10 protein-coding genes, 1 tRNA gene and 2 pseudogenes are annotated in these 14,837 nt (G+C 71.6%); 4 read left to right on the top strand and 9 right to left on the bottom strand.

The window, feature by feature from the left end; translation table 11 throughout:
* Positions 1–123 precede the first annotated feature (123 nt).
* The 4 genes and pseudogenes from glmU to OG798_RS23975 form a co-directional block, all read right to left on the bottom strand.
* Entirely contained in the window at positions 124–1,572 is a 1,449-nt protein-coding gene (glmU, locus tag OG798_RS23990) for a bifunctional UDP-N-acetylglucosamine diphosphorylase/glucosamine-1-phosphate N-acetyltransferase GlmU (RefSeq protein WP_097225636.1), read from the bottom strand.
* A 126-nt stretch (positions 1,573–1,698) separates the two neighbouring features.
* Positions 1,699–1,774 (bottom strand) — tRNA-Gln (locus OG798_RS23985).
* 14 nt (positions 1,775–1,788) lie between these two features.
* Positions 1,789–2,178: pseudogene (locus OG798_RS23980) on the bottom strand (hypothetical protein); the annotation flags it as partial.
* Positions 2,179–2,370: 192 nt separating this feature from the next.
* Positions 2,371–2,841: pseudogene (locus OG798_RS23975) on the bottom strand (hypothetical protein); the annotation flags it as partial.
* Between the two features lie 168 nt (positions 2,842–3,009).
* Between OG798_RS23975 and OG798_RS23970 the strand changes: the two are divergent.
* A complete protein-coding gene (locus OG798_RS23970) occupies positions 3,010–4,317 on the top strand; it encodes a sensor histidine kinase (RefSeq protein WP_121415913.1) in 1,308 nt (435 codons plus the stop codon).
* Between the two features lie 209 nt (positions 4,318–4,526).
* On the opposite strand, the gene OG798_RS23965 is transcribed toward OG798_RS23970, so the two are convergent.
* Together OG798_RS23965 and OG798_RS23960 are read right to left on the bottom strand one after the other, a co-directional pair.
* Positions 4,527–5,060: an SUKH-3 domain-containing protein gene (locus OG798_RS23965; protein WP_121415914.1), complete on the bottom strand. Its 534-nt coding sequence runs from the start codon at positions 5,058–5,060 to the stop codon at positions 4,527–4,529.
* A gap of 82 nt (positions 5,061–5,142) precedes the next feature.
* The gene (locus OG798_RS23960) at positions 5,143–5,652 is read right to left on the bottom strand and encodes a YwqJ-related putative deaminase (RefSeq protein ID WP_095854213.1); all 510 of its coding nucleotides are present in this window, start codon (positions 5,650–5,652) and stop codon (positions 5,143–5,145) included.
* Between the two features lie 228 nt (positions 5,653–5,880).
* On the opposite strand from OG798_RS23960, the gene OG798_RS23955 reads away from it, so the two are divergent.
* From OG798_RS23955 to OG798_RS23945, 3 genes are all read left to right on the top strand, one after another.
* A complete protein-coding gene (locus OG798_RS23955; RefSeq protein WP_095854214.1) occupies positions 5,881–6,867 on the top strand; it encodes an SMI1/KNR4 family protein in 987 nt (328 codons plus the stop codon).
* Positions 6,868–6,874: 7 nt separating this feature from the next.
* Positions 6,875–9,640: an SUKH-4 family immunity protein gene (locus tag OG798_RS23950; RefSeq protein ID WP_328757649.1), complete on the top strand. Its 2,766-nt coding sequence runs from the start codon at positions 6,875–6,877 to the stop codon at positions 9,638–9,640.
* 187 nt (positions 9,641–9,827) lie between these two features.
* Positions 9,828–10,715 carry a cellulose-binding protein gene (locus tag OG798_RS23945; protein ID WP_328757648.1) on the top strand — a complete coding sequence of 296 codons (888 nt, stop codon included), beginning with the start codon at positions 9,828–9,830 and terminating at the stop codon, positions 10,713–10,715.
* 9 nt (positions 10,716–10,724) lie between these two features.
* Here the strand turns inward: OG798_RS23945 and OG798_RS23940 are convergent, their stop codons facing one another.
* From OG798_RS23940 to OG798_RS23930, 3 genes are all read right to left on the bottom strand, one after another.
* Positions 10,725–12,335: a sodium/solute symporter gene (locus OG798_RS23940; protein WP_121418451.1), complete on the bottom strand. Its 1,611-nt coding sequence runs from the start codon at positions 12,333–12,335 to the stop codon at positions 10,725–10,727.
* A 32-nt stretch (positions 12,336–12,367) separates the two neighbouring features.
* The gene (locus OG798_RS23935) at positions 12,368–12,865 is read right to left on the bottom strand and encodes a DUF485 domain-containing protein (protein ID WP_121415917.1); all 498 of its coding nucleotides are present in this window, start codon (positions 12,863–12,865) and stop codon (positions 12,368–12,370) included.
* A gap of 224 nt (positions 12,866–13,089) precedes the next feature.
* The gene (locus OG798_RS23930) at positions 13,090–14,604 is read right to left on the bottom strand and encodes an MFS transporter (RefSeq protein ID WP_443053828.1); all 1,515 of its coding nucleotides are present in this window, start codon (positions 14,602–14,604) and stop codon (positions 13,090–13,092) included.
* Positions 14,605–14,837 lie beyond the last annotated feature (233 nt).

Here is a 14,837-nt window from a genome sequence, read left to right as displayed (position 1 = left end):
GCTGGGGTGTGAGGAGTCTTCTCAACCGGAGTGCGAGAAGCCTTCTCAGCTGGGGGTACGGGTGCGCATTTATGCGGGTGTGCACTTATCACGGTACGCCGTGTCAGACGCACCTGATTCCGGTCAGGCTTCGCCCTCCGGCTCCCGGGAGGCCGCCTCGGCCGCCTTCGCGGCCGCGCTTCCGGGACGCTTGCGGGCCACCCAACCCTCGATATTCCGCTGCTGGCCACGGGCCACGGCCAGCGAACCGGGGGGTACGTCCTTGGTGATCACGGAGCCCGCCGCGGTGTACGCGCCGTCCCCGACCGTGACAGGAGCCACAAACATGTTGTCCGAACCGGTACGGCAGTGGGAGCCCACGGTGGTGTGGTGCTTCTCCTGCCCGTCGTAGTTCACGAAGACGCTCGCCGCACCGATGTTCGAGTACTCGCCGATCGTCGCGTCGCCCACGTAGGACAGGTGCGGGATCTTGGTGCCCTCGCCGATCGTGGCGTTCTTCGTCTCCACGTACGTGCCGATCTTGGCCTTCAGGCCGAGGCGCGTGCCCGGACGGAGGTACGCGAACGGGCCCACGCTCGCCTGCGGCCCGACCTCGGCCCTGTCGGCGACGGTGTTGTCGACGCGGGCCCCCGCGCCCACCGTGGTGTCCTTGAGGCGGGAGTTGGGTCCGACCTCTGCGCCCTCGGCGAGGTGCGTGGCGCCCTGGAGCTGGGTGCCCGGGTGGACGATCGCGTCCTGCTCGAAGGTGACCGTCACGTCGATCCAGGTCGAGGCGGGGTCGACGACGGTCACTCCGGCGAGCATGGCCTCGGTGAGCAGCCGGTCGTTGAGGATGCGGCGGGCCTCGGCGAGCTGGACGCGGTTGTTGATACCGGCGATCTCTCGGTGGTCGCCGGCGACGGCCGCCCCGACCCGGTGCCCGGCCTCGCGCAGGATCCCGAGGACGTCGGTCAGGTACTCCTCACCCTGGCTGTTGTCCGTCCGCACCTTCCCGAGCGCGTCCGCGAGGAGCTGCCCGTCGAAGGCGAAGACCCCGGAGTTGATCTCACGGATCGCGCGCTGCGACTCGTTCGCGTCCTTGTGCTCGACGATCGCGGTGACCGCGCCGCTGGCGCCGTCCCGCACGATGCGGCCGTAGCCGGTGGCGTCGGGGACCTCGGCGGTGAGCACCGTGACGGCATTGCCGTCGGAGGTGTGGGTGGCGGCGAGCTGCCGCAGGGTCTCGCCGCTGAGCAGCGGGGTGTCGCCGCAGACCACGACGACCGTGCCGTCGACGCCGCCGCCCAGCTCCTCCAGGCCCATCCGGACGGCGTGGCCGGTGCCGTTCTGTTCGGCCTGTACGGCCGTCCGTACGGCGGGGTCGATCTCGGCGAGGTGCGCGGTGACCTTCTCGCGGGCGTGACCCACCACGACGACCAGGTTCTCGGGCTCCAACGCGCGTGCGGCCGCGAGTACATGGCCGACGAGGGAGCGGCCGCACAGTTCGTGCAGGACCTTGGGTGTGGCCGACTTCATACGGGTGCCCTCACCCGCTGCGAGAACGACGACGGCTGCCGGAGGATTGGCGCTCACGGATATGCCCTTCGGCTTCGGATGGCTGGGGTGTGGACATCCGCAGGATACCGGGGCGTATCAGCAGTGACATGAGAGCGGGCCCTGACAGAGCTGTCAGGGCCCGAACCAAGGCCTTGTGTGCTGTGGCTCCCCCGCAAGGATTCGAACCTTGTCCTACTGGTACCAAAAACCAGTGTGCTGCCAGTTACACCACGGGGGATGGCCCTTGAGACCTTACCCGAGTCGGGTCTGAGTCTGGGCCACGATTCTGCCCCACCAACCTTCAATGCGGCAGTAGAGCTCGGCTCCCTGCAGAACCCGGACGACGAGGCAACCGCGGTACGCGTCGCCGACGTTCTTGCGGACGGTCTTGGGGTTGTGCTTCTTGAGCGTCGTCGGCTGGAGGGCGGCGGCGTCGATGTCGACGAGGTCGGCCCAGTACCGCTCGGCGGTGGCCACATCCGCGGTCTCGTGGATCATGACGCGGAAGCGCAGCCGTTCTCGTGGCACGTCCAGCAGATCCAGCCACGCGAGGTAGACCTGAATCACTCCGGGGTCGCTGTTGATGAAGATGACGGATTCCCGGCGTTGGTACGGTTTGCTCTTCTGTCCCTCGGCCCAGTAGCCCGCGACGAGGCCACGGCCCGACGGGTACGGGGGTTGCTGACCGCCGGCCTCTGACCCCACCGACGCGCCGAGGGCATGGCGGCGTCGGCAGCCGACCGTGGCCCTGGGGCTGGAAGCGGTCCCGGCGAAGGTCGAGGGGTTGCGCGGCGCCCGTCCGGCACCGCACACGCGCCCCGGACGGCGACCTTAGAGGGCGACCCCGGCCATGAACAGTTCCCGGTCGGACAGTTCTCCGATGGACTCGGCAGCCTGTCGCTTGGTTTCCTCGCGTACCCGGTCCTGCTCGGCGCGCAGTCGTGCGAGCCCCGCGTTCATGCGGGCTCGCTGTTCCTCCGGGGTGCAACGGGGTTCCGGGTGGGGCAGATCCCGCACCCACAGCGAAACCGAACTTTTCGAGCAGCCCAGCTCGGCCTGGATCTCGTTGTACGTCCAGCCCTGCCCCCGCAGCTCACGGGCCCTGTCCCGCAGGTCGTCCTTCGCGTTCGGGCGCTTGGTCCACTCCGGGGGCGGCTCGCCCGTGACGAGGCGTTGGAGGGTCTCCTTGTTGTGGACCTGAAGCTCGTCCCGGATCTGCCGGAGGCTGAGTCCCGCCCGGCGCAGCGCGATCGCTCGTTCGCGCAAGGTCTCGAAATCCGCGTACTTGTTCTGTGGATGTGCCATGGGCATACCGTCCGGGCGGAATGTGATCTTCCGTGGACGAACGGTGAGTGAATCAGCAGTTCGAGGGATATTGGTGGGTTTCGCTTCTGTTCGATTGCGGGGTGTGGTGTAGGCCAGGAGGTGAAAGTCACCGGAAATGGGGCGGGGTGCGAACGTAGGCTGGGAGGCATGACCACGACGGGGGAAGAGCACACCGCGGCCGGTACCGGGCCGTGGTGGTGGGTCAGATGGCGTAGTGCCGTGTTGGACGCGAGTCTCGCGTCGGCGTCGGCGGTGGAGTGCGCGATCGAGGGGATTCCGTTCGCGCGCGACGCGGGCGTGCCGGTTGCGGTGGGCGTGGGGTTCGGGCTGGTCGCCGGCTTCGTGCTGCTGTTGCGCCGGCGCTGGCCGATCGCGGTCGTGCTGGTGTCGATCGCCATCACGCCCGCCCAGATGGGGTTCCTGATGGGACTCGTCGGGCTGTACACGCTCGCCGCGTCCGAGCTGCCGCGCCGGATCATCGGGGCGCTCGCGGGGATGTCCTTCGCGGGGATGCTGATCGTCACGTTCGTGCGGGCGCACCAGGGCATGGTGCGCGGGGACGTGACGATGGGGGACTGGTTCGTTCCGTTCGTCTCCATCACGACCGCGATCGGGATGACCGCGCCGCCCGTCCTGCTCGGGCTGTACGTGGGGGCGCGGCGGCGGCTGATGGAGAGCCTGCGGGAGCGGGCGGACTCGTTGGAGCGGGAGTTGCAGCTGCTCGCCGAGCGGGCCGAGGAGCGGGCGGAGTGGGCGCGCAACGAGGAGCGGACGCGGATCGCGCGGGAGATGCACGACGTGGTGGCGCACCGGGTGTCGTTGATGGTGGTGCACGCGGCGGCGCTGCAGGCCGTGGCGCGGAAGGATCCCGAGAAGGCTGTGAAGAACGCCGCGCTGGTGGGGGACATGGGGCGGCAGGCGTTGACGGAGTTGCGCGAGATGTTGGGTGTGTTGCGTACGGGGGACGGGGTGTCGTCCGTGCGGGTGCGGGCGGTGCCGTTGGCGGCCGTGGGGGTGGCGGCCGCGGCGGCGGCTTCGCGGGCGGTCGATGACGGGGCCGAGGGGCCGAGTCTTGCCGAGCTGGACGAGTTGGTCGGGCAGTCGGCGGCTGCGGGGATGGTGGTGGATCTCTCGGTGGAGGGTGACACCCGGGGGTATGCGGCGGAGATCGAGCAGACGGCGTACCGGGTGGTTCAGGAGGCCCTGACCAACGTGCACAAGCATGCGGCGGGGGCGAAGACGCATGTTCGGCTCGCTCATCGGGACGCGGAGATCGCGATGCAGGTCGAGAACGAGTGTCCGCCGGAGCCGGGGTCGGCGTCGGCCATGCATCTGCCCAGCGGTGGTAACGGCCTGGTGGGTATGAAGGAGCGGGTTGCCGCGCTGGGGGGAGTGTTCGTGTCCGGGCCGACGGATTCGGGTGGGTTCCGGGTGTCGGCGGTGATCCCGGCGTAGGCCCTTCGGGGGGCGCGGTTGTTGGCTGCGGGTGGGTGGGGGTTGAGCGCGCAGTTCCCCGCGCCCCTGGGGGCGGGGCTGCGCCCCGGCCCCCCGCATCGGGCTGAACGGTCTCGTCCTCGAACGCCGGACGGGCTGAGGGCTTTTAGGGGCGCGGGGAACTGCGCGACCAGCCCCCACCGGCCCGCAGTCGAGGAACCCTCCCGCGGTCAGCCGGCCGTCAGGCGGACCGGGGCGATGCCGGACAGGAGGGTGGTGAGGGCGGAGTCGATCTCGGGGCCCAGGTACCAGTCGCCGGTGTGGTCGAGTGCGTAGACGCGGCCCTCGGAGTCGATGGCGAGCAGGGCGCGGGAGTCGGACTCCTCGCCGAGGGGGCAGACCTCGGTGTCCAGGGCGCGGCCGAGGTCGCCGAGGGTGCGGGCCATGTGGAGGCCGTGCAGGGGGTCGAAGTGGAGCGCGGTCGGCGCCAGCTGGCGGCCGGGCCCGGAGGGCTTCACGTGCAGACCGCCGAATTCCGCCCACGCCTCCACCGCCGCGGGGAACACGGCGTGCCGGTGCCCCGCGGACGACTCGTGGCCCCGCAGCGCGTCGGCCCAGTACTCGGCCTGCTTTATGTCCCAGCGCCCGGGCTGCCACCCGGCGGAGCGCAGCGCGGCGTCCACGGGTACGGGGAAACGTGGTGAGGGTCCCCCCTGCTCGAGCGGAGCCGAGAGCTTGGGGGAGGAGGAGCGGTCGGCGTGCATCTGCCCTTCGTTCGTCGAGGGTCGGGACATCGGCGCGCTGGCGGGGGCGCCGTCGTACGTACGGGTGCGGGGATGGGGGAGTTCAGGAGTCGCCGGTCGTCGCCGTCGGGTCGACGACGCGGACGCCGAAGTGGTCGCTGAGCGCCGTGCAGGCGCGGCAGGGCGCGGCGAAGCTGCCGTGCAACGGGTCGCCGTCCTCGCGGATCCGGCGTGCGGTGAGTTTGGCCTGTTTGAGGGCTTTGCGTGCCTCGCCGTTGGTCATCGGCTTGCGGGCGGCGCGTTTGCTGCGGGTGGCGTCGACGGTGGCGATGTGCCGGGAGATGAGGATCGCCTCGGCGCAGCGGCCGGTGTAGCGGTCGCGTTGCGCGCTGGTGAGGGTGTCGAGGAAGTCCTGGACCAGCGGGTGAAGGGCGGGCGGCTGGTCGCCGCGGGCGGCGGTGCCGGTGAGGGTGGCGCCGCGTACGGAGAGGGCGGCGGCGACGGTGGGAAGTATGCCGTCGCGGCGGTGCAGGAGGGTGGGTGCGTGGGCTGCCTCGGCACTGCTCCAGCCGACGCGCGGGTCCCCGGACGTGCCCGTATGTGTCGCGTTCATGATCGTTCTTCCCTCCCGTGCATCCCCCGATGCGGCTACAGACTGCCAAATGGCATGGCGGGTGCGGTAGCTGGGGCGCGCGACACGCCCGGGCTTCGTCATACCGTCACGGCGGGGTGACGGCAGGTCACGGAACCGGAGGCCCGGTGACCGGTGTCTTCCAACCGCATAGGCTGTCGATATCCGCGATCCAAACAGCTATTGAGAACGCCGCAGGGGGCAACCGCCATGACGACAGGTCGGCTCGGGCAGCAAGCCGCGCCGCCGAACGCGGCCTACGCCGGGCAGGTCGTGCATTTCCCGGATCCGGTCCGGGCCGCTCGCCACCCCAGGGGTGTACGGGTCGACGCGCACGGCTACCCCGACTTCTCACCGTACGCGCGTGCCGCCGCGGAGATCGCCGAACCCCCGGAGGGTTTCGGCGTGGACGAACTGCGGTTGACGGACTATGTGTCGGCGAACGCCGCGCTCGCCGCCGCGGGGCACGATCTGTGGGACACGATTCCGCCCGTGGCCACTCCGCATGGCTGGACCTGGCATCACGTGCGGGGCACGCGGCGCCTGGAGCTCGTCCCCGTGGAGGTCAAGGCGCTGTTGCGGCATCACGGCGGCATCGCGACGGCGGCCGTCGATCACGGCAAGCGGGGGACGCGTCCGTTGCAGGACACGCGGCCCGCGCACTTCGGGCTGCCGAAGTCGTCGGTCGCGGTGAGCGAGCAGCAGGTGCTCGGGGTCGAGGAGGATCTCGGCTATCGGCTGCCGGGTGCCTATCGGTCCTTCCTGAAGGCCGCGGGCGGGTGTGCGCCGGTCGGTGCCGCGCTCGACGCGGAGCTGGGTCTGCTGGTGGACCAGCCGTTCTTCACGGTGCGCGAGGAAGCCGCCGTGAACGACCTCGTCTACATCAACAAGTGCCTGCGCGACCATCTGACCAAGGACTATCTGTGCGTCGGATTCGTGCAGGGTGGCCTGCTCGCCGTCAAGGTGAAGGGTGACGCGATCGGGTCGGTCTGGTTCTGCGCGTACGACGATGCCCGCGACCAGGACGCCTGGCCGCCGGCCGAGCGCGTGCAGCGGCTGTTGCTGCCCTGCGGCGCCGACTTCGACCAGTTCCTGTCTCGACTCGCGGGCAATCCGCCGGAGTTGGAGACGGTGGCGAACCTGATGGTGGACGGTGGCTTCGCGCGCGCCGTTCCTGTCTCTTCCCTGGGGGAGTGAACGTCCGATGGTGACCTTCGCGCAGGCGCAGGAGCGCGCGGAAGAGTGGATCAACGGCGAGGTGCCCGGGTACCAGCACCGTGAGGTGCGGGTGCGGGAGTTCGAACTCGGGTTCGTGGTGTGGGCCGAGGACCGAGTCGACGGTCCGCGTTCCGACGGGGGCGCGCAGCGGCTCGTCATCGCGCGGGACAGCGGGGAGGCGACGCTCTGGCCCGGGCTGCCGGTCGGTGAGGTGATCCGCCGGTACGAGGAGGAGTACGGGGTGCCGCAGGCGTCCCCGGAAGTGGCCCCGGCGCCTCCGGCCCGGGTCGATCTGAACCAGACGTCGTTCTTGCTGAGCCCTCCGGAGTGGTTGCAGGAGGCGGCTGACAAGCTGGGCATTCCGGATCGGCGGGCGGGTGCGACGGCCGGCGGTGCCAACGGGGCGGGTACCGGGGCCGGCCTCGGTGCGGGTTCCGGTGCGGGTTCCCACGCGGGTTCTCATGCCAACGGGGCTTCCGCTGCCGGTGGTTCGACGACGCCTTCTCCCTCCTCTCACTCTTCTCCCTCCTCTCACTCTTCTCCCTCGCCTCACCCTTCGGTCTCGTCCCCTTCGGACGCGCCGCCGTGGCCCGCCGCCGCGGCCGGTGACGAGCGGGACGCGGGTCCGCGGGATGCCGTGGGGGCGCCGGGCGTGCCCGCTTCGGCGACTCCGTGGGCGGGGACGGACACCGCCGGGGACGGGGGCGAGGACCGTTCCGTGCCGTTGCCGGCGACGGTGTTCGCGCCGCAGCTGACCGACGCCGACGACAACGCGGGTCCGGGTGCGCCGCCCGGTGCGACCCCGGACGCCAAGACGGCTCTGATGTCGGGCGGCAGTCAACTCCCGCGCACGGCGCAGGCGCCCGCGGTCGACGACCGCACGGCCCCGCCGGCGTACGGCTATCCACAGACAGGCCCGGGTGCGCCGGGCATGCCGGGCACGCCGCCTCCGGGCGTGCCGGTTCCTGCTGGTCCGGTTCCGGGTGGTCCGGTTCCGGGCGGTCCGCAGGGCGCGCCCCCGCCCGGTGCGCCCGGGTACGGGTACCCGCAGGGGCAGGCCCCCGTCGCGCCGCCGCGGCCGCTGCCGCCGAACGCCGGTGACATCGCCGACGCCGCGACCAGCAAGGCGCAGGCGCCGCCGAGGGGCGCGCGGGGTGGTGGCGTGAGCGCGCCGCCTCCGCCGAGCGCCCCGGGCGTACCGGGTGTGCGGCCCGGGAGCGCCCCGCCGCCTCCGCCTCCGCCGCCGTCGTCCGGGCCCGGTGCTCCGGGCACCCCGGCGGGCGGGTACGTACCGACGCAGCTCGTCTCGCAACTCGGCCCGAACGGGCCCGGAGTTCCTGGTGCGCCTGCCGCCCCCGGTGCTCCGCAGCCTCCGGGTGGTACGCCTCCCGGGGGTGTTCATCACGCCGCGACCATGCTGGCGGGTCCGCCCGCGGGCGGGCCCGGCGCGCCCCAGCCTCCCGGTGCGCCCGGTGCACCTGGTGCGCCCGGTGCTCCGCAGCCTCCGGGTGGTACGCCTCCCGGGGGTGTCCATCACGCCGCCACCATGCTCGCCGGTCCTCCGGCCGGTCCTCCGGTCGGCCCTCCGGTCGCCGGTCCCGGCGTACCGCCGCCCCCGCAGGCCCCCGGCATGCCTCCGGGCGCGCCGCAGCCGATGCCGGGACAGCCCATGCCCGGTCAGCCCATGCCTGGTCAGCCCATGCCGGGACAGCCGATGCCCGGTCAGCCGATGCCCCCGGGGCAGCAGCCTCCGGCGTACGGCTACCCGCAGGCCGGTCAGCCGACCGTCGGGCCGGGGTATCAGGCCGTCCTGCGTTACCGCGCGCAGGACGGTTCCGAGCAGCAGTTGATCCGGCGCTCCGCGCCGGGGACCCCGCACCCGGAGTGGCAGATCCTGCACGAGCTGCGCGCGATGAACGTGCCGCCGCAGCAAGTCCTGGAGCTGCACACGGAGTTGGAGTCGTGCGAGCTGCCGGGCGCGTACTGCGCGCGGATGATCCGGGAGAGCTGGCCGCAGGCACGGATCACCAGCATCGCGCCGTACGGCACGGATCACGCGAGCCGTCAGCAGGGCATGCACCAGCTCCTCGCGCACCAGGGCGAGTTGCACCAGGTGGCGGACGGTCCCGCGCGTCCGGCGCCGGTGCGGGCGCCGATTCCGCCGGTGCAGCCCGCACCGCCGGTTCCGCCGGAGGCGATCGGGCAGGAGCTGGCGGCGGCGTTCGGGCCGGGTCTGTTCCGGTTCGACCAGGCCGCGGTGTCGCGGCAGGGTGTGCCGAACATCGTGGCGCACACGCTGGTGGTGGCCGGACTGCCGGTCGACATGGGCCCGTTCTTCTGGGCGCAGGCGCAGCCCGGCCGTCCGGTGCCGACGCTCGCCGAGCTGGCGCAGGAGCGTGGGGTGCAGCCGGCCGCGGACGCGGGCTCGTACCTCGTCATGGGCAGTGACTTCGGCAAGGCGATCTGTGTCCAGTACGGCACGGCGAACATCGTGGCCGTGCCGGTGGAGGCGGGCCCGGGCGGTGCCTCGGTGCCGCCGCAGTTCGTGAACACGGGGCTGCCCGAGTTCGCGCGCTGTCTGGCCCTGCTCGGCCGGATGTGGCGGCTGCGGTTCGGGCTCAACCAGGAGCAGGCGGGCCGCTGGACCGTGGACTTCCAGGCGCAGCTCGCCTCGCTCGACCCGGCGGCGCTCGGCTCGCCGGAGAGTTGGTGGTCGGTGTTGCTGGAGCAGATGTGGGACGGCTTGCTGTGATGCGCCGCTGAGTGCCCGTCAGGGAGCCGAAAGGGTTGGACCCGGTCGTATGACCGGGTCCAACCCTTTTTTTACGCGGCTGACCGCTACGAATGCGCGGAGTGTCGCGTTATGAACACTTACGCCTGATCCACCAAGATATGCGCCAAATCGTGTTGTACGTCGCACAGTGGAGAGGGGACCGGGGATGAGCAGCGCATCGGTGTCGCCGCACGGCTTCGTGGCCGTACGGGGGCGCGGTTACCGTCCCGAGCAGGTCGACGCGTACTTCGCTGCGCTCTCGCGGGTCCGCGACACCGCCTGGGAACGGGCCGCCCGGCTGACCGTCCTGGCCAAGGAGATGGACGCGGAGGTCGGGCGGCTGCGGGAGGTCGTGGCGCGGCTGGCCCCGCAGACGTACGAGACGCTCGGCGAGCGCGCCTGCCGGATTCGCGAGCTCGGTGAGGAGGAGGCCGCGGCGGTGCGCGAGAACGCGCGGAGCGCGGCCCGGCTGGCCGTCGAGGAGGCCGAGGCGGAGGGACGGCGGCTGCGTGAGGCGGCGCAGGCGTACGCCGACGAGGTGCGCGGCGAGGCCGAGGAGCGCGCCCGGCACCGTCTCCTCGCCGCCCGCGCCGAGGCCGACGAGATGCGGATCGCCGCCCGCCGCGCGGTCAAGGAGGGCCGGGGGGAGGCGCTGGCGGCACTGCGCGAGGCGCGGCAGCGCACGGAAGGCTTCCTCACCCAGCAGGAGAGGGAACACGCAGAGCGCTGGGAGGAGGCGGAGTGTGCGGCGGTGGAGCGGGCGGCCGCGCTCGACGCGCACCACGTGGAGCGAGGGGCGCGCGCCGAGGCCGCGTTGGCCGAGGCCGAGCGTGCTTTTGCCGAGGCCGAGGAATTCGCTCGGCACGGGCAGGAGGACGCGACGGCGCGGGCGGCTGAGGTGTTGGCCGAGGCTCGTGTTCGTGAGGAGCGGATCGGTCGGGAGACGGATCGGGTGCTGCGCGAGTACGGGGAGCGGTGGGACGACGTACGGGCACAGATGGAACAGGTGCGTACGAGTCTCATGACGCTGATGGGGCGGGCACCGGTGGAGTAGCGCTGCTCCTTACGGCGTTCTCCGTACCGCCCCCGCCAGGATCCACCCTTCCACCGCCTCGTACTGTCTGCGCTGTTCCTCCGCCTTGCGGCGCCCGGAGATCACCGTCCCCAGCCACCCGTAGGCGAAGCCCAGGGGAATGGACACGAGGCCGGTGGTGGTGAACGGGAACCAGTTGAAGTCGGCCTCGGGGAAGGCCGAAGTGGGGGAGCCGGAGACCAGGTTGGTGCCGGTCATGAGGATCAGGACGGTCAGCGTTCCGCCGATGAGGGTGCACAGGAGGCCCGTGCGGGTGTAGCGGCGCCAGAAGAGGCCGTAGACCAGCGCGGGCGCTATGGCCGAGGCGCCCAGGCAGAACGACAGCGTGACCAGGGGTTGCAGGCTGCGGTGCTGGACGAAGGTGGCGAGCAGGATCGCCGGTGCGCCGACCGCGAGCGCGGAGACCCGGGCGAGGGTCATCTCGCGGCGCGGGGACAGCTCCCGGATCCGCCCGGCGAACACGTCGTGGGCGAGGGAGTTGGCGCAGGCGAGGATCATCCCGGCGACCGAGGCGAGGAGCGTGAGGAAGATCGCCGTCGTCACGGTCGTGAAGAGGAGGGTCTCGGCCGTCGACACGTCCGGTCCGAACGCGGCCCTGGATCCCAGCAGGTAGGCCGTGTTGCCCTGCGGGTCGGCACCCGCGATCACGGACCGTCCGATCAGCGCCGTGGCCCCGAACCCGACGACCGTGATGACCAGTACGAACACGGCCACGCAGGGCACCGCCCAGGACATCGAGCGGCGGACCTGACGGGCGCTGCCCGCGGTGTACATGCGCATGGTGATGTGCGGCAGGCAGGCGCCGCCGAGGACCACGGTCAGCTCCGAACTGATCATGTCGATACGGGGGTTGGGTCCGCCCGCGAACTGCAGGCCGGAGTGCAGGAACGCGGTCCCGACACCGCTGTTGCGGGCGGCGGTGTCGAACAGGGCCCCGGGGTCCCAGCCGAAGCGCTGCAGGATGAGGGCGGAGACCACGGTGCCGGAGCCGAGCAGCATCACGATCTTCAGGATCTGGATGAGGGCGGTGCCCTTCATGCCGCCGATCGCCGCGTAGCTGATCATCAGTGTGCCGAGGCCGATGATGCAGCCGGTCTTGAGGGAGTCGCTGGAGAAACCGAGGATGAAGGCCAGCAGATCGCCCGCGCCGGCGAGTTGGACCAGCATCAGCGGCAGCAGGGCGACGAGGGTCGCGGCGCACGCCGTGATGCGTACCGCGCGCCCCGGCATCCGTCGTGCGAGCGCGTCGCCCATGGTGAACCGGCCCGCGTTGCGCAGTGGTTCGGCCAGCAGGAACATCAGCAGCATCAGCGACAGGGCGGTGCTGAGGGCGAGGACGACACCGTCGTACCCGGCGAGGGCGATGACGCCGCCGGTGCCGAGGACGGTCGCGGCGGAGATGTAGTCCCCGGCGATGGCGAGGCCGTTGCGCATCGGCGACAGGGAGCCGTAGCCCGTGTAGAACTCGTCGAGGTCGTCGCGGTCCGGCCCGGTCATCACGCACAGCAGCAGCGTGATCGTGGCGACGGCCGTGAACGCCACCAGGGACATGGCCCGCGCGGAACTGCTGAACCCGACCATGCTCGTCAGGGCGGTCACCTCGGACACCTGGCTCATCGGGCCGCCTCCCGCTTCGCGTCCAGCTGGGTCTGCCGGCGGATCCGGTCCGCGATCGGGTCGACGCGCCGGCGCGCGGTGTACTCGTACAGCCCGATCGCCAGGCAGGTCACCGGCACCTGGAGCAGGCCGAGCAGCAGTCCGGTCGGCAGTCCGCCGGAGACTTCGCTCGCCATCAGCCCCGGCGCGAACGCCGACAGGAGGAGGAAGAGAGTGAAGTAGCCGAGCGCGGTGAGTGTCGCGACCCGCCGTTGCCGGCGGTAGGCGCCCCGCAGGACGCGGATGTCGCTGTGCCGGCCGAGCGCGTGGTGACGCGGTTGTCTCCTTCTCTCGGGCTCGGGTGGCTGGGGCTGCGGTTGCCAGGGATAGGTGAGGTGCGAGGGGGATGTGTGGTGGGGGAACGGGTGCGGGGACGGGTGCGGCGGTGGGTAGAGCGGGTCGTACGGCGGCCGGTGCCGCCTCTGGTACTCGGGGGACGAGAACGCGTCTTGCATCCCGTGATCTCCTTGCGTGGCTCGGGCCCGGTGCGGACCGCAGGGAGTTGGGGGGTGGGCGAGGCACGCACGCTACTCGCAGGTAGCCGGTATGCGTGAGGCTTTCACCAAACTGAGCGGTCGGTATGCGCTTACTTCGGCGGTCCGGGGTGTTGTCCGCGTTTACATCGGGAGTTCACCGACAGTTCCACTCCGGCCCTGCCACCCAGGGCGGCAGGGTCTCCTCAGTCCCCGGGATTCTTGATGACCGGAAAGCGCCGCGGTGCCACGAACAGCAGGACCAGGAAGGCGAGTGCGGCGGCGCCCGCCGCGCCGAGGTAGACGGCGTGGACCGCGTCGGCGACCGCGTGGCGCACATGTTCGGCGGGCGCGCCCGAGTCCAGCGCCCGCGTCACCGCGTCCAGGTCCCCGGCGCCGCCGAGCCGCGCGGCCAGCACCCCGTTGGCGATCGCGCCGAACAGGGTCGCGCCGATGGTCTGCCCGGTCTGGCGGCAGAAGAGGACCGACGCTGTCGTCGTGCCGCGTTCCTCCCAGCCGACCGTCGACTGGACGCCGATGATCAGGGGGAGTTGGAAGAGGCCCAGGGCGCCGCCCAGCAGGAACATCAGCAGGGCCGGCTGCCAGGGCTCGCCGGGGTAGGGCAGGAAGGGGAAGGCGAGCAGGATCAGGGTCGCGGCGGCGATGCCGAGCATCGCGGTGTTGCGGAAGCCGATCCGCCCGTAGACGTGCTGGCTCAACGCCGCCGACACCGGCCAGCTCAACGTCCACACGGAGAGCACGAATCCGGCGGCGACGGGCGCGAGGCCCAGGACCGCCTGCGCGTACGTGGGCAGGAACACCGTGGGGGCGACCATGAGCAACCCCAGTGCGCCGAGCGCCAGGTTGACGGCCGCGATCGTGCGGCGCCGCCACACCCACCCGGGGATGATCGGCTCGGTCGCCCGGCGCTCGATCACGACCACGGCACCGATCAGCGCGAGTCCCGCACCGAACAGGGCGAGCGACGGGGCCGACAGCCAGTCCCAGGCGACCCCGCCCTGCACCAGCGCGGTGAGCAGCACACCGCCGCAGGCGAAGACGGCCAGCGCGCCCGCCCAGTCGATCCGGGGGCGGCGGCCGGAGGACTCCCGTACCGGCTCGTGCAGATGGCGGACGATCAGCCACAGTGCCAGCGCGCCGATCGGCAGGTTGATGAGGAAGATCCAGCGCCAGTCGGCGTACGCGGCGAGCACCCCGCCGAGGGAGGGGCCCGCGATCGCCGAGGTCGCCCACACCGTGGACAGCTTGGCCTGGATCTTGGGGCGCTCCTTGAGCGGGTAGAGGTCCGCGGCGAGCGTCTGCACCGTGCCCTGCAACGCGCCGCCGCCCAGACCCTGCACGATCCGGAAGGCGATGAGCGCGGCCATGTTCCAGGCGGTGGCGCACAGCAGCGAGCCGAGGAGGAAGACGGCGGCGCCCGCGACGAGGACCGGCTTGCGGCCGAAGGTGTCGGAGAGCTTCCCGTACACCGGCAGGGTGACCGTCACCGCGAGCAGATAGCCCGAGAACAGCCAGGAGAAGACGGAGAAGCCGCCGAGGTCGCCGACGATCTGCGGTACGGCCGTGGAGACGATGGTGGAGTCGAGCGCGGCCAGCGCCATGGAGAGCATCAGGGCGGCGACGACGGCACCCCTGCGGCTGCGCGAGGCCGGCGGGTGTTCCGTCGCCGTGGCCCGTATTCCGGTGTCCCCCTGGCCCACTGGAGCGCCTCCCCTGATCGGTTCCCCCTGCAACTATCCGCCGTCCCCCACCCTCTCACTTGACCTTCACGTAGCGGGAGGGTGGACGCTGACTGGGACCGAGGGTGGAGGCAACCCCGAGAGGGACTCCACCGAAGGGTGGACTGCCCCTAGGGGTCTCTCCCCACTAGGGCTCGGGGGGCGTTCGTACCGGCGGAGGACGAGACGGGGCGCGGCCGTCCTTAACCTGGCTT

Source organism: Streptomyces sp. NBC_00271 (assembly GCF_036178845.1).
Taxonomy (GTDB): domain Bacteria; phylum Actinomycetota; class Actinomycetes; order Streptomycetales; family Streptomycetaceae; genus Streptomyces.
This window is presented reverse-complemented; position numbering and strand designations above follow the sequence as displayed.

What these genes read in the sequence shown, in the direction of transcription:
- OG798_RS23970 (WP_121415913.1), top strand. Translation starts at nt 3,010, where the DNA reads ATGACCACGACGGGGGAAGAGCACACCGCGGCCGGTACCGGGCCGTGG.
- OG798_RS23965 (WP_121415914.1), bottom strand. Translation starts at nt 5,060, where the DNA reads ATGCACGCCGACCGCTCCTCCTCCCCCAAGCTCTCGGCTCCGCTCGAG.
- OG798_RS23960 (WP_095854213.1), bottom strand. Translation starts at nt 5,652, where the DNA reads ATGAACGCGACACATACGGGCACGTCCGGGGACCCGCGCGTCGGCTGG.
- OG798_RS23955 (WP_095854214.1), top strand. Translation starts at nt 5,881, where the DNA reads ATGACGACAGGTCGGCTCGGGCAGCAAGCCGCGCCGCCGAACGCGGCC.
- OG798_RS23950 (WP_328757649.1), top strand. Translation starts at nt 6,875, where the DNA reads ATGGTGACCTTCGCGCAGGCGCAGGAGCGCGCGGAAGAGTGGATCAAC.
- OG798_RS23945 (WP_328757648.1), top strand. Translation starts at nt 9,828, where the DNA reads ATGAGCAGCGCATCGGTGTCGCCGCACGGCTTCGTGGCCGTACGGGGG.
- OG798_RS23940 (WP_121418451.1), bottom strand. Translation starts at nt 12,335, where the DNA reads ATGGTCGGGTTCAGCAGTTCCGCGCGGGCCATGTCCCTGGTGGCGTTC.
- OG798_RS23935 (WP_121415917.1), bottom strand. Translation starts at nt 12,865, where the DNA reads ATGCAAGACGCGTTCTCGTCCCCCGAGTACCAGAGGCGGCACCGGCCG.